This is a genomic window from Mucilaginibacter metallidurans, assembly GCF_003286435.2.
Taxonomy (GTDB): domain Bacteria; phylum Bacteroidota; class Bacteroidia; order Sphingobacteriales; family Sphingobacteriaceae; genus Mucilaginibacter; species Mucilaginibacter gossypii.
In genome coordinates this window covers 7036150-7062720 of record NZ_CP043449.1, presented here as the reverse complement: position 1 = coordinate 7062720, position 26571 = coordinate 7036150, and the positions used below count along the sequence as shown (strand labels likewise).

General features: G+C 42.9%; 21 protein-coding genes. 5 read left to right on the top strand and 16 right to left on the bottom strand.

Translation table 11 applies throughout. The annotated features are described in order from the left end of the window. Window positions 1-229 precede the first annotated feature (229 nt). Window positions 230-673 carry a MarR family winged helix-turn-helix transcriptional regulator gene (locus DIU38_RS30475; RefSeq protein WP_090530294.1) on the bottom strand — a complete coding sequence of 148 codons (444 nt, stop codon included), beginning with the start codon at window positions 671-673 and terminating at the stop codon, window positions 230-232. Window positions 674-830: 157 nt separating this feature from the next. Beyond that, window positions 831-2552: a gamma-glutamyltransferase gene (gene ggt / locus DIU38_RS30470; protein WP_112653224.1), complete on the bottom strand. Its 1722-nt coding sequence runs from the start codon at window positions 2550-2552 to the stop codon at window positions 831-833. A 244-nt stretch (window positions 2553-2796) separates the two neighbouring features. On the opposite strand from ggt, the gene DIU38_RS30465 reads away from it, so the two are divergent. Continuing rightward, entirely contained in the window at window positions 2797-3291 is a 495-nt protein-coding gene (locus DIU38_RS30465) for a hypothetical protein (RefSeq protein WP_112653225.1), read from the top strand. 27 nt (window positions 3292-3318) lie between these two features. Here the strand turns inward: DIU38_RS30465 and DIU38_RS30460 are convergent, their stop codons facing one another. Further along, a complete protein-coding gene (locus DIU38_RS30460; RefSeq protein WP_112653226.1) occupies window positions 3319-7059 on the bottom strand; it encodes a S8 family serine peptidase in 3741 nt (1246 codons plus the stop codon). Between the two features lie 110 nt (window positions 7060-7169). Then, the gene (locus DIU38_RS30455) at window positions 7170-8819 is read right to left on the bottom strand and encodes an NAD+ synthase (RefSeq protein ID WP_112653227.1); all 1650 of its coding nucleotides are present in this window, start codon (window positions 8817-8819) and stop codon (window positions 7170-7172) included. 146 nt (window positions 8820-8965) lie between these two features. On the opposite strand from DIU38_RS30455, the gene gldB reads away from it, so the two are divergent. Continuing rightward, the gene (gldB, locus tag DIU38_RS30450; RefSeq protein ID WP_112653228.1) at window positions 8966-10003 is read left to right on the top strand and encodes a gliding motility lipoprotein GldB; all 1038 of its coding nucleotides are present in this window, start codon (window positions 8966-8968) and stop codon (window positions 10001-10003) included. Between the two features lie 65 nt (window positions 10004-10068). Here the strand turns inward: gldB and DIU38_RS30445 are convergent, their stop codons facing one another. The 10 genes from DIU38_RS30445 to DIU38_RS30400 form a co-directional block, all read right to left on the bottom strand. Next, window positions 10069-10266 (bottom strand): hypothetical protein, encoded by a 198-nt coding sequence (locus DIU38_RS30445; protein ID WP_090530314.1) that lies wholly within the window; start codon window positions 10264-10266, stop codon window positions 10069-10071. A gap of 61 nt (window positions 10267-10327) precedes the next feature. After that, on the bottom strand, window positions 10328-11221 hold the full coding sequence (locus DIU38_RS30440; protein WP_112653229.1) for a DUF4349 domain-containing protein: 894 nt from the start codon (window positions 11219-11221) through the stop codon (window positions 10328-10330). A 300-nt stretch (window positions 11222-11521) separates the two neighbouring features. After that, window positions 11522-12409, bottom strand: coding sequence for an ATP synthase F1 subunit gamma (atpG, locus tag DIU38_RS30435; protein WP_112653230.1), 888 nt, complete (start codon window positions 12407-12409; stop codon window positions 11522-11524). A gap of 146 nt (window positions 12410-12555) precedes the next feature. After that, a complete protein-coding gene (gene atpA / locus DIU38_RS30430; RefSeq protein WP_112653231.1) occupies window positions 12556-14130 on the bottom strand; it encodes a F0F1 ATP synthase subunit alpha in 1575 nt (524 codons plus the stop codon). Window positions 14131-14172: 42 nt separating this feature from the next. After that, window positions 14173-14715, bottom strand: coding sequence for an ATP synthase F1 subunit delta (atpH, locus tag DIU38_RS30425; RefSeq protein WP_090530328.1), 543 nt, complete (start codon window positions 14713-14715; stop codon window positions 14173-14175). A 118-nt stretch (window positions 14716-14833) separates the two neighbouring features. After that, window positions 14834-15325, bottom strand: coding sequence for a F0F1 ATP synthase subunit B (atpF, locus tag DIU38_RS30420; protein WP_112653232.1), 492 nt, complete (start codon window positions 15323-15325; stop codon window positions 14834-14836). 109 nt (window positions 15326-15434) lie between these two features. Then, on the bottom strand, window positions 15435-15644 hold the full coding sequence (gene atpE / locus DIU38_RS30415) for an ATP synthase F0 subunit C (protein ID WP_110585792.1): 210 nt from the start codon (window positions 15642-15644) through the stop codon (window positions 15435-15437). 47 nt (window positions 15645-15691) lie between these two features. After that, complete coding sequence (atpB, locus tag DIU38_RS30410) at window positions 15692-16771, bottom strand: F0F1 ATP synthase subunit A (protein ID WP_090530337.1); 1080 nt, start codon at window positions 16769-16771, stop codon at window positions 15692-15694. Between the two features lie 14 nt (window positions 16772-16785). Beyond that, complete coding sequence (locus tag DIU38_RS30405) at window positions 16786-17172, bottom strand: hypothetical protein (RefSeq protein ID WP_112653233.1); 387 nt, start codon at window positions 17170-17172, stop codon at window positions 16786-16788. Beyond that, window positions 17169-17399: an AtpZ/AtpI family protein gene (locus tag DIU38_RS30400; RefSeq protein ID WP_112653234.1), complete on the bottom strand. Its 231-nt coding sequence runs from the start codon at window positions 17397-17399 to the stop codon at window positions 17169-17171. The genes DIU38_RS30405 and DIU38_RS30400 overlap by 4 nt, the downstream gene beginning before the upstream one ends. 70 nt (window positions 17400-17469) lie before the next feature. Here DIU38_RS30400 and porW point away from each other — a divergent pair, with 70 nt between their 5' ends. From porW to uvrC, 3 genes are all read left to right on the top strand, one after another. Continuing rightward, window positions 17470-20436: a type IX secretion system periplasmic lipoprotein PorW/SprE gene (porW, locus tag DIU38_RS30395; protein ID WP_112653235.1), complete on the top strand. Its 2967-nt coding sequence runs from the start codon at window positions 17470-17472 to the stop codon at window positions 20434-20436. A gap of 3 nt (window positions 20437-20439) precedes the next feature. Next, the gene (locus DIU38_RS30390; protein ID WP_208057652.1) at window positions 20440-22704 is read left to right on the top strand and encodes a transglycosylase domain-containing protein; all 2265 of its coding nucleotides are present in this window, start codon (window positions 20440-20442) and stop codon (window positions 22702-22704) included. Window positions 22705-22874: 170 nt separating this feature from the next. Continuing rightward, window positions 22875-24698, top strand: coding sequence for an excinuclease ABC subunit UvrC (gene uvrC / locus DIU38_RS30385; protein ID WP_112653236.1), 1824 nt, complete (start codon window positions 22875-22877; stop codon window positions 24696-24698). An 83-nt stretch (window positions 24699-24781) separates the two neighbouring features. Here uvrC and DIU38_RS30380 read toward each other — a convergent pair whose 3' ends face one another. Next, the gene (locus DIU38_RS30380; protein ID WP_112653237.1) at window positions 24782-25177 is read right to left on the bottom strand and encodes a hypothetical protein; all 396 of its coding nucleotides are present in this window, start codon (window positions 25175-25177) and stop codon (window positions 24782-24784) included. A 411-nt stretch (window positions 25178-25588) separates the two neighbouring features. After that, window positions 25589-26566, bottom strand: a complete 978-nt coding sequence (gene porN / locus DIU38_RS30375) for a type IX secretion system ring subunit PorN/GldN (protein WP_091171862.1) — start codon at window positions 26564-26566, stop codon at window positions 25589-25591. Window positions 26567-26571: the final 5 nt, after the last annotated feature.

Here is a 26571-nt window from a genome sequence, read left to right as displayed (position 1 = left end):
TCATTAAGTCATTGCCTGGCATACTGTCGATAACTCAACGACTCCAAGCATAATGACTAATGACACGAAGTAAATGCCTCGATGACTGCAAAGCAAAATGAAAGCGTAGCATAATAACGCGCAACATAATGACCCAATGACAGCGCAGCGCAATGACGTGAAGCATAATGACCAATGACTGCGCAGCATAATGACAGCGCAGCGCAATGACGCGGAGCAAAATGACCAATCAGGGTTTATAGTTAACGGTAAGCTTGTTCAGCTTTTTAAGCGTTTCGATGAGGTGTTGTTTATCGGCTTCGCTGATGTTAGCATCAAGGTAATTATTGAACTGGCGTACTATTACACGGGCCTGATGTCGTTTTTCTTTACCTAATGCAGTAAGGTAAATTTTAACCGAACGCTTATCACCCTCATTGCTTTCGCGATATATCAGCCCGGTAGTTTCCAACTGACTAAGCATGCGCGACAAGCTGGTTGATTTAAGCCCCAGCAAGGCAGCAGCCTGCGATACGGTGGTACCTTCTTTTTCGTCGATATTAATGAGCAGGTAACCTATTGATTGTGTAAAGCCAAACTCCGTCACCAACTGGTTGTAACGGTTAGCCATGGTTTGCCACACTATCTTTATAAAATAGTCGATAGTTTCCTGGTGTTTTACATTATTATGCATGCATACCAAACGTAAGAAATGCTTATTGATTACGCAAGGGCTTTGTTCATTTGTTCATTTGTTCATTTGTTCACTGGTTCATTGGTACTGTACAGCTGAAAATTATGCAGGCGCATCCTCACCAAACACCAATGAACTAATGAACCAGTGAACTAATCTACCAACCCATCTTAGTATCATCCCCTCTCGGGTCGGCTCCGCCTTCGTAATAACCCCATTTAGTTTTGAGGATAGCGTCAACACGGCCAATGGATTTGGTGGTTACAATCTTATATCCTTTGCTTTGTAGCTTGCCAACTGTAGTACTGTCAACACCGTCCTTCTCAATAGTTACTTCGTCGGGCAGCCACTGGCTGTGGAAACGTTTTGATGCAACAGCCTGCTGCATGTTCTGATTAAATTCAATTACATTGAGTATGGTTTGGAAAACAGAAGTAATAATAGTTGAGCCGCCGGGGGTTCCTACTACCATAAACAGTTTACCGTCCTTTTCAATAATGGTGGGTGTCATGGACGATAACATCCGCTTGCCAGGCTGGATACTGTTAGCCTTGCCACCAACCAGCCCGTACATGTTTGGCACACCAGGCTTGGAGCTAAAATCGTCCATTTCATTATTCAGCAAAAAGCCCGCACCGCTTACAAAGATCTTTGAGCCAAAGCTATCATTCAACGTAGTAGTAACAGATACCGCGTTGCCCTCCCTGTCCACAATGGAATAATGCGTGGTCTGGTCGCTTTCATAACCAACAAATGAGCCTGGTTGGATACTGGTACTTGGCGTAGCAGCATCCCAGCTAAAGCTTTTCATACGCGATGTAATATAAGCCGGCTGGAGCAGGCTATCAACCGGCACTTTATAAAAATCCGGGTCGCCAAGGTATTTAGAACGGTCTGCGTATACCCGGCGTTCGGCCTCCACGATAAGCCTGATGGTAGAATCCTGATTGTAGCCCCATCCTTTCAGCGGATAAGGCTCAACCGATTTCAGCAATTGCAATAAAGCAATCCCCCCGCTTGAAGGCGGCGGCATGGTAATGATCTTGTATTCCTTGTATTTACCAACGATTGCATCACGCCAAACAGCATGATAGTTTTTGAGATCAGCTTTCGTGATAAGGCCATTACCCAGTTTCATTTCATCAACAATCAAATCCGCAACAGGTCCATCATAAAAACCGTCACGGCCTTTATCCCGGATCTGCTCAAATGTTTTGGCAAGATCTTCCTGTATCAATAAATCGCCTTCCTTCCATTCCCCTTCCTTTACCAAATAATTTTTACCCGGGTTTAGTTTTTTAAATTGTCCGGCGGTACGGTTAAGATCGCTGGCCAAATGTTTGGTTATTTTAAAACCATTGCGGGCAAGTTTAATGGCCGGTTCAATCAAATCGGCCCATTTCAGTTTGCCGTACTTATGATGAGCCTCAATCATTCCATCAACTGATCCCGGCACGCCCGATGCTTTGTGAGTGTACAAACTCATATTGGGGATTACATTACCGGCCGAATCAAGATACATATTAACATTGGCTACCCCCGGGCCTTTTTCCCTAAAATCAAGTGTGCTTGTTTTACCGTTACCGGCACGGTAAACCATGAAACCGCCGCCACCTATGTTCCCGGCTTCGGGCAAAGTTACTGCCAAAGCAAATTGCACTGCTACAGCGGCATCAACTGCATTACCTCCTTTCTTCAATATATCAAGCCCCACCTGTGCGGCATCGGGATATGCGCAAACTACCATTCCGTTACGGTACTGACCGCTGTTATTGAGCCCGAGCTGCCCCGGTGCACATCCCGACAAAATAAAAAATATTACGGATAAAAACAGGATCTGGCATTTCGGATTGTTTATTTTAAGGCTATTTATAGTCATTACAGCAATTTAATTTTCACTAAAATAACTTATTTGGACACTTAATTTAACAATTCGGAACCATTCTTTTCTATTGAAAACCAATTCAATACCAATCAAAGCACAATGTTTTTTAAACACCAATAGCATAAAAAAGCAATTCTGGCGTTTATTTGCATGAAATAAAAAAGCTCAAAATTGAGCTAAACAAGCTGGTCACTTTTTTGTTACAGCTACATTATTGTCAATCATTAAATTCATCTGCATGAAAAAACTAACGTACCTTTTATTATTTTCCGTATCCTTTTTATTGATCAGCAAAAACTCACAGGCCCAAGACTATAAAACAGCAGTAGGTTTAAAATTTGGCGCATACGAGGTTGGCCCCTCTGTTAAATATTTTATGGATAAAGGCACCGCGCTTGAAGGCATCCTGGGTATCCGCGATCACGGCGTGGTATTAACCGGCTTGTATGAATTAAACCAGCAAGCTTTTAATGTTGATAAACTGAGCTTTTATTATGGCTTTGGCGGTCACCTTGGTTCGGTAGGCAATGGCTACTACAAACGTTTTGGCGGCGACGACGAATACTACAACGGCAAACACATCCTGATAGGTGCCGATGCTGTTATCGGTTTGGAATATGTTATCCCTAATGCGCCAATTGCGATCAGCCTTGACCTTAATCCGCGACTTGAACTGGCAAGAGGGCCATTTTTTGATATCGCACCCGGACTGGGATTAAAGTATACCTTCTAAAAAATAAAAGAGATTATCATCACCTGCCTAACGGGTGATGATAACTTTTTGCGAATAGACCTTCTGTCCAAGCAATACCCTAAGCACATATACCCCAGGCGTTTGCCTGCTCACATTCAAAATAGTGCTGTAATTACCCTGATCAATATTTTGCTGCCCACCCTGGTAAACCGCTTCACCTAAAGCATTAATGAGAGATAATTTCATGGTGGTGGCTTCTTTGGCCGCAAATACCACGTTTAAATCAGTACTTACCGGTATCGGGAACACGCTCAACCCAATTTCATTTTTATTTCCGGCCCTGCCTTCGCGTGCGTAAACATAATTATCTGATTGCGCCACGCAGCCATTGGCCAGTGTAACCTGCACCTGGTATTTTCCACTTTGTACAGGGTTGTAAGTTGCAACGGTGGCCCCGCTTATTACATTGCCATTTAACAGCCATTGGTTGCCATCGGTAAAGTTTGAGTTAAGGGTGTTATTGGTTTGGGTAATAAGCGGTCTGCTCAACGTTACAGCTTTACGCGTAGCCGATGCACAGCCCAGGCTTTGCACCTTCATATCGTAAAAATAATAGTAGTACCCTTTGTAGGCGGTAGTATCGCCATTGGTTGCAGTAGCGCTGTTACCGGTAATACTAAATATATTACCGATCTTAAACGGATAACCTGTTACGCCTCCGTTGTTACGATATATTGTAGCCTGATCAGCAAAATCAACCGATATCTGGTAGTTGCCGGCACCTGGTAACGACAGGTTTAAATCATACACCTGTCCCTGATCGTTAGGGTCATCGGGCTGTGCGCCTGCCAGAGGAGTGGTACGGGTTGCAACAGCATTTATAGTAACCGACGATACAATTTGCCCGTTAGCATTGGATACATTAAATGTTATTTTCCCCGAATTGCCAATGTAAAGACGCGCGCTTTTAATTAATACCGGCACCTTAGTGCTTACAGTTACATAAGGGGTAAACTGGTTATACCCCCCAGCCGTAAATACACTTTTAGTAGCAGGACCAATTGTCCCGCTAAAATCATTAACGCCTGCATAGTAAGTATTATTAACCGGCGCCTGAGTTGTTAACGCTTCGCTTCCGGCGGCTATGGGCAATTCATCAGTTGCATTCTGATACCATAGTACAGTACCGTCACCAGTGCCAAATAACTCGTATTGATTGGTAGTGGTGCAATAATAAGCACTCAGATCGCCAATAGTTGCCGGCGAATTAATGGTGATATTGGCTGTAACCGAATTATTGCTGCTAACCGGATCGCCGGTAAGTCTACTGGTAGCGGTAATAGTATAGGATGCCCCTGCAACCGCATTAAACTCCTGGCTAAAGGTAAAGTTATCCTCGGCCAATGCTGGCAATGATGCCTTATAGATCTCGTTGTAAGTAGTTGTAACATTATTGGCATTGGTAATGGTAACTGTTACCGGGATATTGTTTATAGCCGCGTTGCCAAAATTTTTAAGCCTCACAGTAACCGGTGTACTCGCCGAGCACGAACCGCTGCTGCCCGGGCTAACAATGGAAATAACGCCTGCGTCAATACTGGTTTGCAGAAATTGCACCCGGTAATCCTGGGTTTCGCCTTTGGTATAGCTGCCGCAAGCTTTAATGGTTGATGCATCGCCGGTTTCAGTAAGCACAACCCGCATCAGGCTATAAGCCCCGGCAGTTACTGTTCCCGGCACGGTAATGTTGGTATTATAGGTACCGGTTCCATTAATGATCCCGGTTGTTGCTGCCAGTTCATTATCTTCAAACACACCGTTAGCATTCCAGTCTATAAACACTTTTGCAGCTTTATTAAAACTGTTGCCGCAAGTGCCAAGGGTGATGCTCAAGGGATACGTTTTAGCCTGCTCAAGTTGTACGGTAAGGTTGGTATAGTCCGAGTAGCCAGTGCAGCCTGCAGCGGGGCTATTATCAATATTAGCGAGTTTTAAATTATCAATCTTTGAGTCGGCATTTGAAAGCGGAGCCGAAGCACAGTAAGCAGTTCCCCCAACCCCGGTAACAATAAGCGAGTATGCCTGCGACCCGGATGACAAGCTTCCTTTATGCGATACTGTAATAGTATAAGCCCTGCCGGGAACCGAATTAGGGATATATACCTGTTCAATGTTATCCCTGATATTGTCCCCTTTAGTTGCAGCAAATCCGGGCTTATTAGGGTCAAGCACCCAGGGGGTAAAGGTTGTTGTACCGTCGCTCACCCTGATATCGAGGTCATTCACCAATTTAGGAGTTCGGCTGTTGATTACGCCTTCGGTGGTTGGCGTACCTTGCAGATCGGTCCATGATATGGTTGCGGCCAGTAAGCGGTTACCGGATGCTATTACGTTATAGGTTTGTGTTTGTCCCTGTGTAAGCGTTTTTTCGCTTACCATGCTTTTACGACCATTATTGGTTATTGCTTGTGCAGCCTCGGTCATATTAAGCAATCCCCAGCCATAAATATAATCAGGCCCTATATTACCGGCATCAAAGGCAGTATGACAAACCAACCCTTTCAATGTGGCCGACCGCATAAATGTTCCTCCATTTTGTTTAGCATAGTATTCCTGCAGCAAATAAAGCGAGCCCGTAACATTAGGGGCAGCCATTGAGGTGCCTGATAAAGTAGCGTAGGAGGTAGTGTTATCAACCCCTACCGAAAGTACGTTAACACCATCGCCCACAATATCGGGTTTGATACGGCCATCGTCCGTTGGCCCCCAGCTACTGAAAGGCGCTATGGCTACATCACTCCGGTTTTTTGGCCCATACAATAGCGGGTAAACTGCACCTACAGTAAGTATGTTTTTGGCATTACCGCTGGTGCTTATAATATCATAACTATCATTATTGCTGATCCCGGCAGGGCGGGCGCCTTTGTTCACAAAAGTTTGATCGGTTTTACTTTTGTAACCATAGTAGGTTTCGCCTACCGCAGGGCCATTACTTGAACGCTCATTACCCGCCGATTCAACAATGAGGTAATATGGGGCATTATAAGCTATCTTATCCCAGTTGGCTGTTTTGGTATCATAAAAGCCAAAGTTATAATCTACCGTGTCGCCTGGTAAACCATTCCATTCCCAGCGTCCGGCCGAATCATTATAATCCCAACCCGTTACTACCCCGTATGAGTGATTGGAAAGTAGAAGATTGGCAGCAGTGGCACTCATGGTGGTTTCATCATTATTAAAATCATACGACTGAAGCGTTGTTGCCCCAAACGACATGCCCTTAGCCGGTGCATAAATGCCTTTGGCAATCATGGTACCTGCCACGTGTGATGAATGATCATTTACCGGTTCGGTTGTTTTTAGTGTGATGGTTTTACCTGCAAATTCCTGGTGCGCTTTGTAAACCGCGCCGCCATCCCATATGGCCAGCTTGTTGGTCAAAAAATCTGAAGATCCTGACAAGTTCAAACCTAATGAACCTCCGGGCTGCAAAGTATTAGTACCTGTGGTGGCTGCCGCGGTTGTATTGTTATGCGTAATAAGATATACAGGGAAACCTAATTTATTAACTCCCTGTAAGGTAACCAGGTTGCCGTTTTTTGTACGGCGGGATAATGTCCATCCATGCGTGGCCGCTAATGACACTGCCTTGTCGTGAGATGCTTTATAGTTTGTGAGCGATTGCTGTGAAATATCGTTAAGCTGAAGCCTGTTCTTTTCGCTGATCAAAGGCTGTTGGGCCATAGCGTCGCTTACTGAAAACAACAGCAAAAAGCAAAAGGAAACAATTGTGTAAAGTTTGATCATTGGTTTGAAAGATAGGCAATTTTAAGAAAAATCAACCTCAACTAAAACAAAACAACCAATGCTTTACAATATTCGTAAACTTGACAATTAAAGAGTGAAAAAATTAGCCGTTACGACAGGTATTTGCCCACAATTGGCATTCTGCGCCCCATGCCAAATGCTTTTGGCGATACCCTTAAAATAGGCGGAGTTTGGTAACGCTTATGCTCGGCCAAATTGGTAAGCTTAATCACCCGACGAACAGTCGCCTCATCATACCCCATCCTGATAATCTCAGCCGATGAACAACGGTTTTCGATATATTCCGCCAGGATCTTGTCGAGCACATCATATTCGGGCAGCGAATCGGTATCTTTTTGATCGGGCCTTAACTCGGCCGATGGCGGTTTAACGATGGAATTAATAGGTATGATCTCCTTATCGCGATTAATGTATCGCGCAAGCTCAAAAACCTGGGTTTTGTAAACGTCGCCAATAACAGAAATACCGCCGCACATATCTCCATATAAAGTACCATAACCTACAGCGGCTTCGCTTTTGTTACTGGTGTTCAGCAAAATATACCCGAACTTATTGCACATCGCCATTAATAAAACAGCCCTGCTGCGCGATTGGATATTTTCCTCCGCGATATTAAAAGGCAAACCATCAAACTGTGGGTTTAATGCTGTTTCAAAGGCCTCTGTAATGCTTTTAATGGGCACTATTTCGTGTTTGCAACCAAGGTTATCAACCAAATCCTGAGCATCTTTTAATGAATGATCTGTTGAAAAGCGTGAAGGCAGTAATACAGCCATCACATTTTGCGGCCCCAGCGCCTCTGCAGCCAAAGCACATACCACAGCTGAATCTATCCCGCCTGATAAGCCTAAAATTGCCTGCTTAAAGCCCGATTTATAAAAATAATCGCGGATGCCGAGGATTACTGCCTGGTAAATTTGCTCAATATCTCCCGGACGTTCGGTTTTTATCGTTGTTGGATGATCAAAGCTTAGCGTGTTATCCTCATTCAATGTATAGTAAGCCATGCTTTCATCAAAATAAGGCATCTCATCAATTAGCTTACCTGTATTATCAAACACCAATGAACCACCGTCAAATATCAGTTCAGTTTGCGCTCCCACATGGTTAACATATAACAGAGGCAACTTATAACGGCTGGCGTTATCACTCAATATCTCAATACGTTCTTCATCATGGTTATAGGCAAAAGGCGATGCAGCGATGTTGATCATCACATGCGGGTTTTGATGAATGAGGGTATCCATCGGTCGGGTAACATACAGCGGGTTTTCGATGGTATTCCACAGATCCTCGCAAATAGTAAGCGCTATTCGCTTGCCTTTAAACTCAATACAATTAAACTCGGTTGAAGGCTCAAAGTAACGGTATTCATCAAATACATCGTAATTAGGCAGCAAGGCTTTGTTTACCACTGCTTTCACCTCGCCATTCTCAATAAAATAAGCAGAATTGCTCAGATCTTTACCCTCTGTTTTATGGTTGGGTGTTGGCAAGCCTATGATGCAGGCTATATCAACACATACTTCAGCTATCTTTTTAGCAGCTTCATCGCACAAGCCTATAAATTCATCAAACTCTAAAAAATCGCGCGAAGGATAACCGCAAACACATAGTTCGGCAAATACAACCAGGTCGGCCCCGTTATTTTTCGCCTTAATAATATGATCAATGATTTTATTGGTGTTCGATTCAAAATTACCTACGTGATAGTTGAGCTGGGCTAACGCGATTTTCATAGTATATGTATATTTTAGTCTTCAGTCGCAAGTCTTTAGTATAAAGTCAAAAAAATGAGACTTTCGATTTAGGACTACCGACTATTGACTTAACAATAGTAGCAACATTAATGCAAATAAATTTACTTTTGCCTTAAAGGATAAAGATGAACCCTACCCGGTATATAGCAAAGCAAATTTACTTAATTTTTTCCATCGGCCTGATATTAAGCAGCTGTACCCGCAACAAAAAAATTGATGTAAGCAATATCAACGTTAATGTCAAAATTGAACGGTTCGACCATGATTTTGATGCCATGCACAATAAACCGATGGCCTTGCAAGCTTCCTACCTGCAAAAACAATACGGCAGTTTTTACCCTGATTTTATTGAACGTATTTTACAGGTTGGCAGTACTAAAGATACCGCCTATTTTAAAGCCCTCCGCCAGGTGTTTGCGGGCAAAGCCTATAACGACCTCAAGCACGACGCCGATGCCGCCTTCCCTAATATGGACCGGCATAACGCCAGCCTTACCGAAGCTTTTAAATACATTAAATACTATTACCCCCAAAAACCGCTTCCGCGGGTATATGCTTATATTTCCGGTTTCCAGGCCCAAACTACCATTGGCGATGGCTATTTCGGCGTCGGGATAGATTTGTTTCTGGGTGCGGATTCGCGTTTTTATCCTTCGCTCACCAATGCTTTTCCGCATTATCTTTCCAGGTGGTTTACCCCAGATAATATTACGCCGCGCGTGGTTGAAGGCATAGCGCGAGAAGATATGTTCCCGGAAGATGATAATGATAAAGCGCTCCTAAATAAAATGATCTATAACGGCAAGATCATGTACTTTATGGACAAGATACTGCCGGATGTGGCCGATAGCACCAAGATCCGTTATAGTACCGAACAATTGAAATGGTGCCATGAATTTGAAAGTAAGATCTGGGGATACTTTTTAGAACAAAACCTGCTGTACGAAACTGATTATCAAAAAATCCAGAAATATCTTACCGAAGCACCTTTTACTCCCGGCCTTGGCGAAAAGAATGAATCGGCACCGAAACTTGCTGTGTGGACGGGCTGGCAGATAGTAAGGAAATATATGGATAAGCACCCTGATGTAACGCTACCCCAGCTGATGGCCGATAAAGATGCCCAAAAGCTCCTGAACGAATCGGGATATCACCCCAAATAAAAGGCACAAAAAAAGCGCTTTCATTTGAAAGCGCTTTTTTATATCATTTCCCTGTTACAGGTTTATTACTTCATAATTGCGAAAACGCATTTCAAAGCGATCAGGATACCAATGATCAAAATAATATTTGATATAGAAGTAAACATGAAGCCTGTGTTGGCATCGCCGGCAAAACGCAGGAACACGCCTACTATACCGATAACAATAGCTACAGTTAATAATTTGTAATGACCTTCTGCGTTAGCATTTTCCATTGATTCCATGGTACCGATTTTTAATGTTTGCGCAAAAATAGAAATGTTTACCGAAAAAGCTATAAAGTTTTTATGATTTTATGCCGCTGGCAAACCATGCAGGGTGTTTACGCTTGTAATAGCGGTACAGCACCCATAAAACTGCCGACAGCACTATAAATACCCAAATGTTTGCCAGGCCTAACAGCAATTCAACAAACAAGTGCCAGCCATTGCTCAAAGCTATCATCAGCCTGTTAAAAAATGGCAACTGATAGGCAGAAGGATCGTCGTTGGCTATCATTTCCTGATTTATAAAATTGCTTTGGTAAAAGCTAAGTGTAACAATGCTGTATTTTACCGCTTCATCTGTGCGCATATTGCCAATTTGCTGATCAACCATATCGTCCTTCAATAACATCACATTTACGGGATTTTTGATTACAATTTTGCCTTTCTTTTGCTGCTCTACTAAATCCTGACGGTTTTTCAATTTCAGTTTTTCGAAAAGATAGTCAAGCGTACGGTCTTCAATATCCATTTTGCGCAGCGTAACATACATACCCATGTGTGCCACTTCCGTCATAAAGCTTTCAAGCTTCTCTGAAGGAAGTTTAACCGTCATATCGGCATCAGTTCTTAGCGCCGATACTCGTTTAACCGAATCATTACTCACACGGATATCTTCTGATCGCTCTACATAAGCCTGCATTTGATGATGCACTACCATGCCACCGTCGCGGGCGGTAAGCGCCGCTATGGCATCGCCTGTTTGCTGAACACTTTTTACTTTAAAACGCATGTCGGCAGTTTTTACCAGTTTGGTTGTCGGGATATCCACCTTTGATGTGTCGGTCATCTTAGCCACCGTATCCGCGCTCGATGAAGAAGCTTTGTCATCGCGGATGGCTTCATAATTTGAGCCCTTACAAGCGCCCAGCAGCAACACGCCCGCCAGCAACGCCAGGAATAACTTTGTTTTCATAACTGTTTAATTTTCTTTGGTATGCATTGATACCGGTAAGTAGCAAGAGGTAACCCTGACCGTTGATTTTTGTTATGATTATGGTGATTTCGCTGATTTTGTCTGAACCAGGATTTTTTGGATTAAACTGATTTGGGGATTTGCTTTTTTACAAGTGCTGGTTGAGTTTAGCGATAGCGTAACTTTAATCAGCGTTTGGGTAACGGGCTATCAAGACAATCCTCCAATCCCAAAAATCAAGGTTCAACAAAAAAGGCCTTCCTTCCGGAAAGCCTTTTCTATATAAAAGTACTCTTAAACTTAGTTACCGCCTGAAAGGGCTGCCGCGCCACTCACGATCTCGGTAAGTTCGGTAGTAATGGCTGCCTGACGGGCCTGGTTGTATGAAAGTTTTAATGATTTCAAAAGCTCACCTGCGTTCTCGGTTGCTTTATCCATCGCTGTCATACGGGCGCCGTGTTCAGAAGCGTTTGAATCCAACACCGCGCGGTAAAGTTGAATCTTGATATTTTTAGGGATCAATTGCTCAACAATTTCCTGTTGTGATGGCTCAAGGATGTAATCAACATTAGTTGCTTTTACTTCCTCTTTCTTTTCGGCTTTTGGCACAGGCAATAACTGCTCAGTGATCAGGTATTGTACCGCAGCATTACGGAAGTGGTTATACACCAGTTCCACACGGTCGTAGTCGCCGTTAACAAAGCCCTGCATGATAGCTTCGGTAATTTTTGAAGCATTCTCGAAGTTAAGGGCCGAGTACAGATCGTTGTTGTTACCAATTACGTTGTACTTACGCCTTTGATAAAACTCCTGTGCTTTTTTACCGATAGCAACGATAGATACATTACCGGCGGCAAGTTGCTTAGGATATTTTTCGGCTATAAGGTTATTGGCAGTTTTAATAACGTTAGTATTGAAAGCACCGGCCAAACCACGGTTTGATGATACCACAACTACCAATACACGTACCGGCTCACGCTCCTGAAGGTAAGGAGAAGTGTTATCCTCCAAACTTGCAGATAAGTTAGCCAGCAGATCCTTCAACTTACTTGCGTAAGGGCGCAGCTGAACAATAGCGTTGGTAGCACGTTTCAACTTAGCAGCCGAAACCATTTTCATAGCTTTGGTGATCTGCTGGGTTGATGATACAGATTTGATCCTGTTTCTTACTTCTTTTAAATTAGCCATTCTTTATTGAGATGTGAGATTTGAGATATGAGATTTGAGATAGCCTCACATCTGCACTTTCAATCTGTTTATCTAATTTATATAAAGATGTCAGATGTGGAAGAGACCAGTCTCATATCTCACATCTAACATCTCAAATCTAAAAATTAATACCTTGCTGACAGTTCTTTAGCTACTGTTTCCAATACGCCGGTAAGCTGGTCGTCAAATTTACCTGCTTTAAGGGCAGCTAAAACTTCAGGGTGACGAACTTCCAACTGATCGGTAAATTCGGTTTCGAATTCCCTCACTTTATTTACCGGTACGTTACGCATTAAGTTTTTAGTACCTAAGTAAATGATAGCAACCTGTTTCTCTACAGTTACCGGTGAGTATTGACCTTGTTTCAGGATCTCTACGTTACGGATACCTTTATCTAACACGTTTTTGGTTGAAGCGTCAAGGTCAGAACCGAATTTTGAGAATGCCTCAAGCTCACGGAACTGGGCCTGGTCAAGTTTCAAAGTACCGGCAACTTTCTTCATTGATTTGATCTGCGCGTTACCACCTACACGTGATACAGAGATACCTACGTTGATAGCCGGACGAACACCTGCGTTGAACAAGTTAGATTCAAGGAAGATCTGACCGTCGGTGATAGAGATTACGTTGGTTGGGATGTATGCAGATACGTCACCAGCTTGCGTTTCAATGATTGGAAGAGCTGTTAATGAACCACCACCTTTAACGATGCCTTTGATTGACTCAGGAAGGTCGTTCATTTGCTGAGCGATAGAATCGTTTGAGTTGATCTTAGCGGCACGCTCTAATAAACGGCTGTGCAGATAAAATACGTCACCCGGATAAGCCTCACGGCCCGGTGGACGACGTAACAACAATGACACCTCACGGTAAGCAACAGCTTGTTTTGACAAGTCATCATAGATGATTAAAGCCGGACGGCCTGTATCACGGAAGTACTCGCCGATAGCTGCACCTGCAAACGGAGCAAAGAACTGCATGGTAGCAGAGTCTGAAGCGTTAGCAGCAACTACGATTGAGTATGGCATAGCGCCGTTCTCTTCAAGCGTACGAACGATGTTAGCAACAGTTGATGCTTTTTGTCCGCAAGCTACATATATACAGATTACAGGTTTACCTGCATCATAAAATTCTTTTTGGTTGATGATGGTATCGATACAAACCGCAGTTTTACCTGTTTGACGGTCACCGATAACCAACTCACGCTGGCCACGACCGATAGGGATCATCGCGTCGATAGCTTTGATACCGGTTTGTAATGGCTCGGTTACCGGCTGACGGTAGATTACACCAGGAGCTTTACGCTCAAGCGGCATCTCGTAAGTTTGACCGGTGATTGGGCCTTTACCATCAATAGGGGCACCCAAGGTATCAACAACACGGCCAAGCATGCCTTCGCCTACGTTGATTGATGCAATCCTATTGGTACGTTTAACGGTATCACCTTCTTTAATATCGTCAGATTTACCTAACAATACCACACCCACGTTATCTTCTTCAAGGTTAAGTACGATGCCTTGCAATCCTGTGCCAAACTCAACCAACTCACCCGACTGTACTTTAGTTAATCCATAAACGCGTGCGATACCGTCACCCACTTGGAGTACAGTACCCACTTCTTCTAATTCAGATTCTGACTTGAAGCCGGCCAACTGCTGACGCAAAATTGCTGATACTTCGTCTGGTCTTACCTCTACCATTGTTTAAAATTTATTTAGAGTTTTACTTTTAATACTTACTAATTACGCCTTTACAGCAAATTCCTTTTTCATTTTCCTCAGGCTTGCGGCAATACTGGTATCAACCTGCCTGTCACCTATAGTTAACACAAAACCGCCTATCAAAGCCGGGTCAACTTTAGTTTCCAGCACTACTGTACCGCCAACTGATTGTTGCAATTCGGCAACCAATGTCTTCTTATTAGCTTCAGAAAGCGCAGTAGCTGATGTTACCTTAGCTTTGGTGATATGGTTTTTAACATTGTACAGGTTAATGTACTCGCCGGCGGTAAAATATAATACTTCGCCGCGGCCTTTGTTAACCATCAGCTTAAAGAAAGCGATAGTAGTTTTGCTAACCTTATTTAAAAATATCTCGTCAAGGATCTTGATCTTTTTTGAATGAGATATAATAGGATTAGCCAATACTGCTACCAGTTCGGGGCTGCCCTTCAGGGTTTTTAAGAAAAGGTCCATATCGGCTTTGACCTCTGCAACAATTCCTTGTTCCTGTGCAAGATCAATGATCGATTTGGCGTACCTGGTTGCTACCGTGATTTCTGACATGTTTTTTTATTTCGGATTTCGAATTTTCGATTTCGGAATTTTCAATTTTCATTTCGGTTTTGAATAGGTCAGCGAGTACCGGATTAAATCCGAAATCCTACGCCCCAAATCCGAAATCTTATAACTTCACTTCTTTCAATAATTGGCTAACCAATTCGTCTTGTTGCTGCTGATCTTCAAATTGCTTACGAAGGATCTTCTCGGCAATCTCCAAAGATAAAGTAGCTACCTGGTTTTTAACATCAGCTAAAGCAATTGCTTTTTGGTTGTTAATTTCAACACGGGCAAGCTCAATCATACGTGCACCTTCTTTGTGTGCAGCCTCTTTAGCATCAGTTACGATTTGATCTTTAGCTTTACGTGCTTCAGACAGGATCAGGTCGCGCTCTGCACGGGCTTGTTTAATTAACGATTCATTTTCGTTAGTTAAACGGCTCATTTCTTCTTTAGCGGCTTCTGCTTTTAATAAAGCATCTTCAATTGAACGTTCACGCTCGCCAATAGCGGCCATGATCGGCTTCCAGGCAAATGCCCTTAGTAAAATAAGTAAGAATAAAAAGGTTACGGATGTCCATACAACCAAACCCCAATCAGGCATTACTAAATCCATCTTTTATATTATTGTGTGACTATAGTTCCAATTAACATTATTCATTCAAGTAAAAACCGGTGTGTAACCAACCGTTACACTACCCGGTTCTTATTTTTTTCGGGTAAAATTATTTGTTACCCAACAGTGCAACGATCACACCGAAAAGAGCAACACCTTCAACAAGTGCAGCAGCGATGATCATGGCAGTCTGAATTTTTGAAGCAGCTTCCGGCTGACGAGAAATACCTTCCATCGCTTTACCACCGATTTGACCGATACCAATACCAGCACCGATAACTGCTAAACCTGCACCTAATGCAGCAATACTTCCAACCATTGTTTTTAAATTTAAATGAATATAGTGTTATTATTAATTACAAATTATTAATGATGATGCTCCTCAACAGCACTGCCAATAAACAACGCGGTAAGCATTGTAAAAATAAAAGCCTGTAAGAAAGCTACCAGCAACTCAAGCACATCGATAAATAAAGCGAAGGCTATTGATACCGGCGATACCCAAAGTGTCTGGAATATAAAGATTAATGAAATCAATGCCAATACGATAACGTGGCCCGCCATGATGTTTGCGAACAAACGCACCATTAACGCAAAAGGCTTTGAAATGATACCGGCAAGCTCAACCACCCACATAATGGGATATAGCCAAAACGGAACGTCAGGAGCAAAAATGTGTTTCCAGTAATATTTGTTACCATTAAAGTTAACCACGATAAGGGTAATAACAGCAAGCACCATGGTTACTGCGATATTACCTGTAAGATTTGAACCTCCGGGGAAAAACGGCACCATACCAATCAGGTTATTGATCAGGATAAAGAAAAACATGGTTAACAGCAGCGGCATAAAGCGCGCGTATTTGTAACCGATGTTCGGCAGCGCTACTTCGTCACGAATAAACAGGATAAGCGGCTCCAATAATGATTGCAAACCTTTAGGCGCTTTACCTACGCGCTTTTTATATGAGCCGGCTACGCTAACAAATATGATGATCAGCAATATTACCGACATCCACATTGAAAACACGTTGCGGGTAATTGACAAATCAAAAATCTTTGCGGTTTCATCAACGGTTGTACCATCGGCGCCAACAACTTTAATTTTGTCTTTAATTAAAGCATAATTGTGGTATTTACCCTGGTGGGCTTTCTCACCATGCTCAAATTCAGAAGCCGAAAATACTTCCAGTCCGCCGTCTGTATAAAGTATAACAGGCAAACCGATAGCAACCTTACCACCTATGTGAAAATAGTGCGAATCGGCAATGTGTTCAAGAATGGCTTCATTAGGGTCAAATTTTTCCTTTTCTTTACTTTCAACAGTTGTTGATGACTCATTTTTTTCTTGTACAGCGTTAGCATTTAACGTTACAAACAGCGAAAAAACGCCTAAAATGATGCTTAAGGTAATTTTTTTTGAGTTCAAAATATGGCTAAAATCCATTAGCAGAGAGATTTTTACTTTAATTTTTGGTTGCGCAAGGTACGTAACAAACCGTAAATTTCAAAGGCGAGGTTAAAGAAATATACGTAAAAAAAATTAGCAACAAATATCACCCCATTTACTTTGATTTTAACTAAAAAAAACAGGCAAAAAAACATGCAGGTCAAAAGCTTGATCATGGTTGCCCCAAGGAAGGTTTGAGCATATATTTCCTTGTTAATTTTGGTTACCATCAATATGGAAACAATGGTGATAAATGTGAGCCCGGTTACAAAAGCATATGTCATCCAGAAATGAGGATCGAGCCAGGCGGCATGTGTTGATTTGCTTAACAGAAATGGCGGCACAGCTATGATAACTGCAAACAGCAGGAACGATAAAATAACAGTGTGAAGTTTCAATTTTTAACAGATCTGATGACGATAAACAAAGCAATGAATACCCCGATAAGGGCAAGTATGGCAGTAGCCCATTTTACATCATGTTTGCCGGCTTCATCAATTTTATAACCGGCAAATGTAAAAATGCCAATGATAACAACCATCTGAAAACCGATGCTGCTGTATTTAGCATAAGCGCTTAAAGGCTTACCTACCTCATCTTCGTTATTTTGTTCATCTTCGGGCATGCGCAAATTTATTAAACCTATTGCATAATCTTTAGTATTTTAGCAATGCTTTTTTAACTACCATATAGCATTGAGGCGATTATCATCATCCTATAAATCAAACACCCACTTTTTTTTTCTGTTTGCAGTTATACTGGTAGCGGCCGGTTGCTCGCTTGAAAAACAAAGCGGCTTTAACCGCACCATGCAAAACCTGACTGCCCATTACAACATACTATTTAATGCCAATGAAATTTTAAGGCTCAAGCAGGAAAGCTACGCAGCATCCTTTCCCGATGCCTATAGCGAGCTATTAAATGTGTACCCCGATACTACTGTACAAACAGGTACACCTGACAAGGACCTGGAAGAAGCCATTGTAAAAGCCAACAAGATCATCAGTATAAAAGAACAGAGCCACTATTTGGGCGATGCCTATTTGGTGTTGGGCAAAGCAAGATATTTAGAAGCTAATTATTTCGATGCTGTTGAGTATTGTAATTATGTAACCCGTTCGTTCGGCAAGCAAGCTAATTTAAAACAGGAGGCTTTGGTATGGAAAGCCCGCGGGCTTATGTACCTTAACCAGTTACCTTTAGCTAAACTGGTAATTGATTCGGCCATACAGGATATCAACCCTAAAAAAAATGTTACTGCCGATGTTTACGCCACCAAGCTGCAATATGATATCTTAACCCAAAACTATGCCGAAGCCGAAGAGATGGCTAAACTGGCCATTAAATACAGTTATATCAGCAATCTCAAACTCCGCTGGATATTTATCCTGGGCCAATTACAGGAACTCAACCTCAAGCCGGCCGATGCCTATGAAAGCTATACCCGCATAGTTAAAAGCAACGCCAGTTTTGAAATGGCATTTAATGCCAACCTTAACCGGATCCGCATCCGCGACAATCAAAACGGTGTTAAGGCCAGTAAGATCGGCCTATTACGTGCCCTGCTTAAGAATGAAGACAATGCCGATTTTTACGACCAGATCTATTACCAGATTGGTGAACAACAGTTCAAAGCCGGCGAAATCGACAACGCGCTGAAAAGTTACAAGCAATCGGTACGGGTTAGCACCAAAAATCAAAACCAAAAAGGGCTGTCATACCTGCGCATTGCCGATATCAACTTTAAAAACAAGGCCGATTACACAAACGCCAGGCTTTATTATGACAGTACGCTCAATAACCTGTCGACAAATTATCCCGGTTATCAGCTCATCCGCAAAAAGGCCGATAACCTGCAGATTCTTACCCGGCTTCTTGAAACCATCTCGCGCGAAGATACCCTGCAAATGCTTGCCGCTTTGGATGAAAAAGCCCGTGATGCCCATATAGATGAAATGGTAGCCCGCAAAACACGCCAGCAGCAACAAGCGGCTTTGGAAGCCACCGGTGCCGCTGCCAATGTCAATAACGGCACTATGTCAAATACGCTCGACAGGAACAGTAATTCATCTTCCTCAAATAAAAACAGCGGCAGTACGTTTTACTTTTACAATAACAGCGCCATAAGCCAGGGCTATAACGACTTTAAGCGTTTATGGGGCAACCGCAAACTTGAAGACAACTGGCGTAGGAGCCGTCGTTCAAATACTGGTATTCCTACAGCCAATACCGGCATTGGCTCACAGGTTAATGATCCGGATGCTCCGGTTGGTAGCGTAGCGTACAATAGCACAAATGTATCGGCCGGTACTTTCAGGCAGGACTTGGTCAAAAACCTGCCTCTCACCCCTGCCCTTTTGCAGCAATCCAATTTCAAGATCTACAACGCTTATTTTGAAATGGCCAATTTTTATCGTGATGTATTGGAAGATAAAAAGGAAGCCATTGCCACTTACGAAACTTTGCTTAGCCGCTTTCCTCAAAGCAGCGATAAACCTTCTATCTATTATAACCTTTACAGACTTTATGCCGATATCGATGCGACAAAATCAAACGATTACAAGAACAGGCTGCTTAAAGAGTATCCGGAAAGTGTATTTGCTAAAGTAATTCTCGATCCGGATTATGCACGCAAGCTGGCAGATGTAGATGCTGTATTTAACGGCTTTTATAACGAAGTGTACGATCAGTATGCTCAAAAGCAATACGCAAAAGTGATTGAGAAAGCAAATGATTTGCTTAACAAATATCCTGACAACCGGTATGCAGCGCAGTTATACTATCTAAAAGCTATTGCTGCCGGGCATATGGAAAAGTTGCCCCCATTTCAGGCCGATCTGCAGTTAATCGCTGCAACATATCCGCAGGATAAGCTCATCGTCCCACTGGTCAACCAACACCTGGCCTATATCGATTCAAATAAGGCCGAAATAGCTGCGCGTCCGGTGGTATTATTTAATGATGATCCTAACGAGATCCCTTTTACCCCACCGGTAGCATATCAAAAACAAACAGAATACCGTCCGCCATATACCCCATCGGCACAAAATGTAACTCCCCAGGAGCGCCTGCCCGAACGGGACACGCATATAATAGCCGGGGCTAAAACATCGGCACCACAAATTCAGCAGGCTGCAATTCAACAACCAAAACAACTTGCCGTAGGCCAGATCCCTTTACCGCAGCATCAAATGCCGGATACTTCAAGGGATATAGCCACGCAGCCGGCACCAAAACAAAAAGATACTGTGGCTACTGTTCAACCGGCCGCCCTTAACAATACACCTGCGGTAAACTACATATTCAGCAAGCGCGATAGCAGCAACTATTACTTTGTGATAAATGTATCCAGTGGTACAACTAATCTGGCTTCTACACGTTTTGGAGTAGGGCAGTTTAACCGTACACGATACACCCGCAGCGAAGTAATCCACCACGTTAAAAGCGTTGGCCAAAATAACCAGCTGATATATGTTGGCCGTTTTTACAGCCTTGCCGATGCTAAAGATTATGCACGTACCATAGTACCTCTGCTACCCGATATTATGAAGGTTCCAAAGGATAAATACAGCATTTTTATCATTACCAAAGAAAATCTGGATAAATTAGCAACCCAAAGTATATTGGATAGTTATTTTGACTACTATCAGAAATTTTATTAGAAAATGAGAACCACTAACACAAGGTTTAACTCGAAAAATCAACTCCAGCCTGCAGATATAAGAAGATACAACTGGTACATATGGCGAATTGTGCTTGGCCTTTTTGCTTTTGTTGTTATGATGATAACACTCACTATTTTTGATGTGTTCGGTCAGCTGCCTTCGTTCCGCGACCTGGAAAACCCCAAGAGCAACCAGGCTACAGAGATCATCTCGTCCGACAAACAGGTATTGGGGACCTACTATATCCAAAACCGCTCAAACGTTACTTACCGCGAACTGTCACCAAATGTAATTAACGCTTTGGTTGCTACCGAAGATAAACGCTTTTATGACCATTCAGGCATTGACTTTGGCCGAAGCTTTACCATTTTCGCGCATTTGCTCATCGGGCAAAAGCAGGGTGGCAGTACCATAACGCAACAGCTGGCGCTTAACCTTTTTTCAGAACGATCTGCCAATCCATTCAAGCGGATCATTCAAAAACTACAGGAGTGGGTTACAGCTGTTAAGCTTGAACGTCATTACACCAAAGAAGAGATCCTCACTATGTACCTTAACACGGTCGACTTTGGTGCTTATAACACTTATGGTATCAAATCGGCCGCGCGCACTTATTTTAACACTACGCCTGATAAACTAACACCCGATCAGGCTGCCCTGTTAATAGGCATGGTTAACGGCCCCGGCATTTATTCGCCTATCCGTCACCCGGATAATGCACTTAAAAGGCGTAACCTGGTACTAAACCGTATGGCCGAACAAAATTACCTGAGCGAAGGCCAGGTTGAAGAATATAAACGCAAGCCACTTGGCCTTGATTTTCACCAAAACAATCACTTTGACGGCCTTGCTCCTTACTTCCGTTCGGTATTGAAAAAAGAGCTTCAAAAGATCTTTAAAGAACAGAATATTAACCGCCCTGATGGCTCACCTTATGATCTTGACCGCGACGGCTTAAAAATATATACCACCATTGATGCTACCATGCAGCAATATGCCGAGGATGCGCAGCGCGATTATATGAAAGATCTGCAGGCCCAGTTCAATGATCACTGGCGCGGCCGTAACCTTTACAAAAGCATCCATAACTTCAAATTTTTGCTTGACCAGGGCATGCAAAAATCCGACAGGTACAAGCAACTGAAGCAACAGGAAAAATCTGACGAGGAAATTGAAGAAAACTTCAAGACCAAAACCATGCTTAACCTGTTTACCTGGCACGGCAATATCGATACCATGATGAGGCCAATTGACAGTATTATCTACTGTAAAATGCTTTTGCGTAATGCTCTCATGAGTATGGATCCCACAACCGGCTATGTTAAGGCATGGGTTGGCGGCACCAACTTTGAACATTTTAAATACGACCAGGTAAAGAATGGCACCCGCCAGGTAGGTTCAACAGCCAAACCATTTACTTATGCTGTGGCTATCGACAACGGCTACTCGCCATGTATGAAAATCAATAACGTGCCTGATACTATCCGTGGTTATGGCGCGCCGTGGTGCCCGCGCTCGTCGCCATCCGAAACTTTGCCGGGCTTTATTACTTTAAGGCAGGCACTGGCGCACTCACAAAACTGGGTTACGGCCCACGTTATGGGCGAGGTTAAACCAGAACCTGTTGTTGATCTGATCAAAAAGATGGGTATTACAACCAATGTTCCGCCTTATCCTTCAATTTGCCTGGGTACGTTTGATGCTTCTGTGTTTGAGATGACCGCCGCTTACTCCGCTTTTGCCAACCACGGCCTGTGGACAGAGCCTACTTATATTTTACGCATTGAAGATAAAAACGGCAACGTATTGTATACCCATACTCCGCGCGTGGTGCAAGCCATGAACCCGCAAACGGCTTATGTGATGACCTATATGCTTAAAGGTGTTATTGAAGATGGTACCGGTTCAAGATTAACCTATAAATATGGTTTACGCAACCCTATCGGTGGTAAAACCGGTACAACCCAAAATAACTCCGACGGTTGGTTTATAGGTATAACCCCACAACTGGTTACCGGCTTATGGACAGGTTGCGAAGATCGTGACATTGCCTTCCAGAGCACCCGTTTGGGCGAAGGTGCCAACAGTGCCCTGCCGATATTTGCCATGTACATGAAAAAGGTATATGCCAATGCAGCTTTAGGCATTAAAAAGAATGTTGATTTTGATGCCCCTGCAAATGGAGTTAGCATCATATTGGATTGCGGAGCCTATAACCAGCAGCAACAGGGGACTACCGACGTGGATAAGAAATTGGGATTTTAATTATTTTTGTTCAGGGTTAATGCCCATCGTCATTGCGAGGAACGAAGCAATCCCCGATTAGCAGAGCCTCTCTGTATAGTTTGGGATTGCTTCGTTCCTCGCAATGACGTTTTAGAAGAAATGTTTCCTTTTCAGTGAGGAAATTTCTGACGTTTTAAAATAATAATTCAGTGAGCGAGAAATTCGATTATAGAGCTGCTTTAAAAAACATCCCTCACAAACCCGGGGTTTACCAATACTGGGATAGTGAGCAGGAACTGATATATATTGGTAAGGCAAAAGATTTGCGTAACCGCGTTGGCTCGTATTTTAACCAGGATATCCATATTAATGCCAAAACAAGGGTATTAGTATCCAAGATCCGTGCTATTACTTTTACCATCGTTGACACTGAGGTAGATGCCTGGTTGCTGGAAAACAGCATGATCAAGAAGCATCAGCCTCGCTACAATGTCATGCTTAAGGATGATAAGACCTATCCATGGATCATCATTAAAAACGAAAATTACCCACGCATCTTCTGGACCCGCCGTATAATCAAAGACGGCTCCAAATACCTTGGCCCTTATGCATCGATAAGCATGATGCATAACATTTTAGGGCTTATTAAGGAAACTTATCCTCTACGTACCTGCAACCTGCAGCTTACCCGCGAAAATATTGATAAGGGCAAGTTTAAAGTTTGTTTGGAATACCAATTGGGTAATTGCAAAGGCCCCTGCCAAAACTATCAAACCGAAGAAGACTATGATAACAGCATCGAAGAAATTAAGGATATTCTGAACGGGAAGATTGGTGCAGTTCTTCGTCGCTTAAAAAATGAGATGGAAGCGGCTGCTATGGAAATGAATTTTGAGCTGGCCCACCGGCTTAAACGTAAGTTTGAACTCCTTGAAAACTACCAAAGCAAATCAACCGTTGTTAACTCATCTATAACCGACGTGGATGTGTTCAGCATTGCGTCAGAGGAAAAACTGGCATTCGTAAACTTCCTGAAGGTGATGAATGGTACCATCATCCAAACACAAACCATCGAACTAAAAAAGCGACTGGATGAAAGTGACGAAGAGTTGCTTACACTGGCCATATCCGAGTTCAGGAGCCGTTATAACAGCGACAGCAAGGAAATCATCGTACCGTTTGATATCGATCTTGAGGACCATCCAAACATCAAATTCACGGTACCAAAACTGGGCGAAAAACGCAAATTGCTTGACCTTTCGCAAAAGAATGTACAGTTCTTTAAGAAGGAAAAGATTGACCAGTACGAGAAACTGAACCCCGAGATCCGCACCGAACGGTTGCTCACGCAGATGATGAAAGATCTGCGCATGAACCAGCTGCCACGCCATATTGAATGTTTCGATAACTCTAACTTCCAGGGCAAATACCCGGTATCGGCCATTGTAGTGTTCAAGGATGGAAAGCCCTCCAAAAAAGATTACCGGCATTTTAACGTAAAAACCGTTGAAGGTCCTAACGACTTTGCCACTATGGAAGAAGCTGTACACCGCCGTTACCGCCGCATGCTGGATGAAGGAACAGAATTACCGCAGCTGATCGTGATTGATGGAGGTAAGGGCCAGTTATCATCGGCCATGCATAGCCTTAAGTTATTGGGTATAGATAAAAAGGTAACCGTGATAGGCATTGCCAAACGCCTGGAGGAGCTTTATTATCCCAACGATCAGTACCCCATGTATCTCGACAAAAAATCGGAAACACTTAAAGTGATCCAGCACCTGCGTGATGAGGCACACCGTTTTGGGATCACCTTCCACCGTAAAAAGCGCGATAAGGGCACATTGGTAACAGAACTTGAGCTGATAGAGGGCATAGGCAAAACCACAGCCGAAAAGCTGCTTAAATACTTTAAATCGGTAAAGAAGATTCGCGAAGCTAACGAGGAAATGCTACTCGAAGTAGTAAATCTTAAACAGGCCAAAGCCATATTGACGTATTTTAATACAGGAGCAGAAATTAAGCAAGGATAGCTCCCAGATTACTACGCCTAAAATAACAAAGGCCTGGTTCAATCAACCAGGCCTTCTTTATATATTGATGTTTGTGATTTTTATTACTGGGCGATGTAAAATGATTTTTGATCGCCATCCTGATAAACATGGATTGATTTTTTAACTACCTGTTTGTCGGTAGTGATCTCCATAGTGTATTCACCATCTTCTAAACCGGTTAACACATAACCTTTGCTTACATCGGTTTTGCTTGGCACAATGTCTTTCAATAAAAGCTCATTTTCTTTATTGTAAACTTTTACTACTGACTTTCCATTTTCAGTTTTTGCAAAGTTCACTTTCAGACCGCGATCATGATCAAGGGCTTTAAAGCTTACAACTTCTTTGGCTTTAGGGGTAACATCGATTTTGTCTTCGTCGGCTTTGGCTGCTGTAGTAGCAAATACACCTGCAGTTAATAATACAAATAAGGCTGATAATTTTATTGAGGTTTTCATGATCGTAAGGTTTTAATGTTTTAAATATGTTGTGTTGTTGTTTTCAATGATCAAATGAACAACATATATTTTGATCGCTAAAAAGTGTTATACCAGCTGTAGATATAAATAGACAAAGCCTCAAAAACACTCGGCAAACCCTAAAAAGCCCTTGTTTACTATTATTTCAGGCGTTGGTCGGAATTTTGGGGGAGTTGGTAGAAAGGAGTAAGCGATTGGTCATGCGTGGGGTGAAAATCGCATATGAAAAGAGATAAGCAATTGTTATCCTGTTAAATGTTTACCGGCTAAATAAGCACGGCAGCAGGTGCGATGAAAAATCTTAGCCGCCTTCCCGATAAAACAGATCTTAAAACAAAACAGGCGATGAAAATTCATCGCCTGTTTTATAATCTTGTTAATCTTAATGTATTAGTACTGCCAAAGATTAAGCTCCCAGTCAAGAAGGGACTTTTTAACCCTTTCTGATTCGTAAAGCTTATCAATACCCTGAGCATAATCTTTTATACGCTCATCTTTGTCGTTACTTTCTTTTACGATATAACTGGTAAAGATGCGTTTTATAAACACGTCGTCAAAGCTTAAGCCGGTGGCATCACTGTTACGGCTAACCACTTCTTTGGTTGCAAGTACCGCGCGTGCTTCAGGAAAATAAATCCAAAAAGCGGGCTGAAAATCGATGTCGAGTGTACCTGTACCTTTAGGTTTAACCAAAGGAGCAATACCTATAATCCGGGGCTCAAATACCGAGCGCTGTTTATCAAAGATCCAATCTTCTTTAATGCGGAATTTAAGCACGCTATCCGGATTAAACTCACCTGCAACAAGCGTAGATGATATAACGTTATTATCCTTATCGCGCTTTTCAACCACGCTGCTGTCAGATGCTAAACGACCACGGGCCTGTGCACCTGTTAAAGGAGTAGTAAAACCATCCCCATTGGGATCGTCCTTTTTGCCCGGAGTTGGGTCGTATGCGGTAAGCTCGCCTTTGGCTATGGCGTCAAGTAATACATCTATTAAACGGCCTTTGGGTGAAGCCAGGTACTGGTTCATCTTTTCGCGTACATCAATTTCGCGCCAAACGCGTTTGGCAAATGCTACATCATTTTCACGCAAGTTAGGATACGGCGTAACCTTGGCGTTTAAAATATTGTTCTTTTTGTAATAGCCGTCAAGCGGCCTGTCAAAAGGCTTTGCTGCAATTTTACTTGCAGTATCAAGGGGCTGCTGGCTGGTAACATTATCCGGCTGAACCTGTACAGGTTTCTGAGTTGTTTGCCTGGCGGTAGTTGTCTTTTTTGCCGGCGGCCTCTTGGTGCGTTTTTTTTGCGCATAAGCGCTTACACAAGCCAGGCACAGGATAACAACTAAAATTCTCTTTTTCATACGCG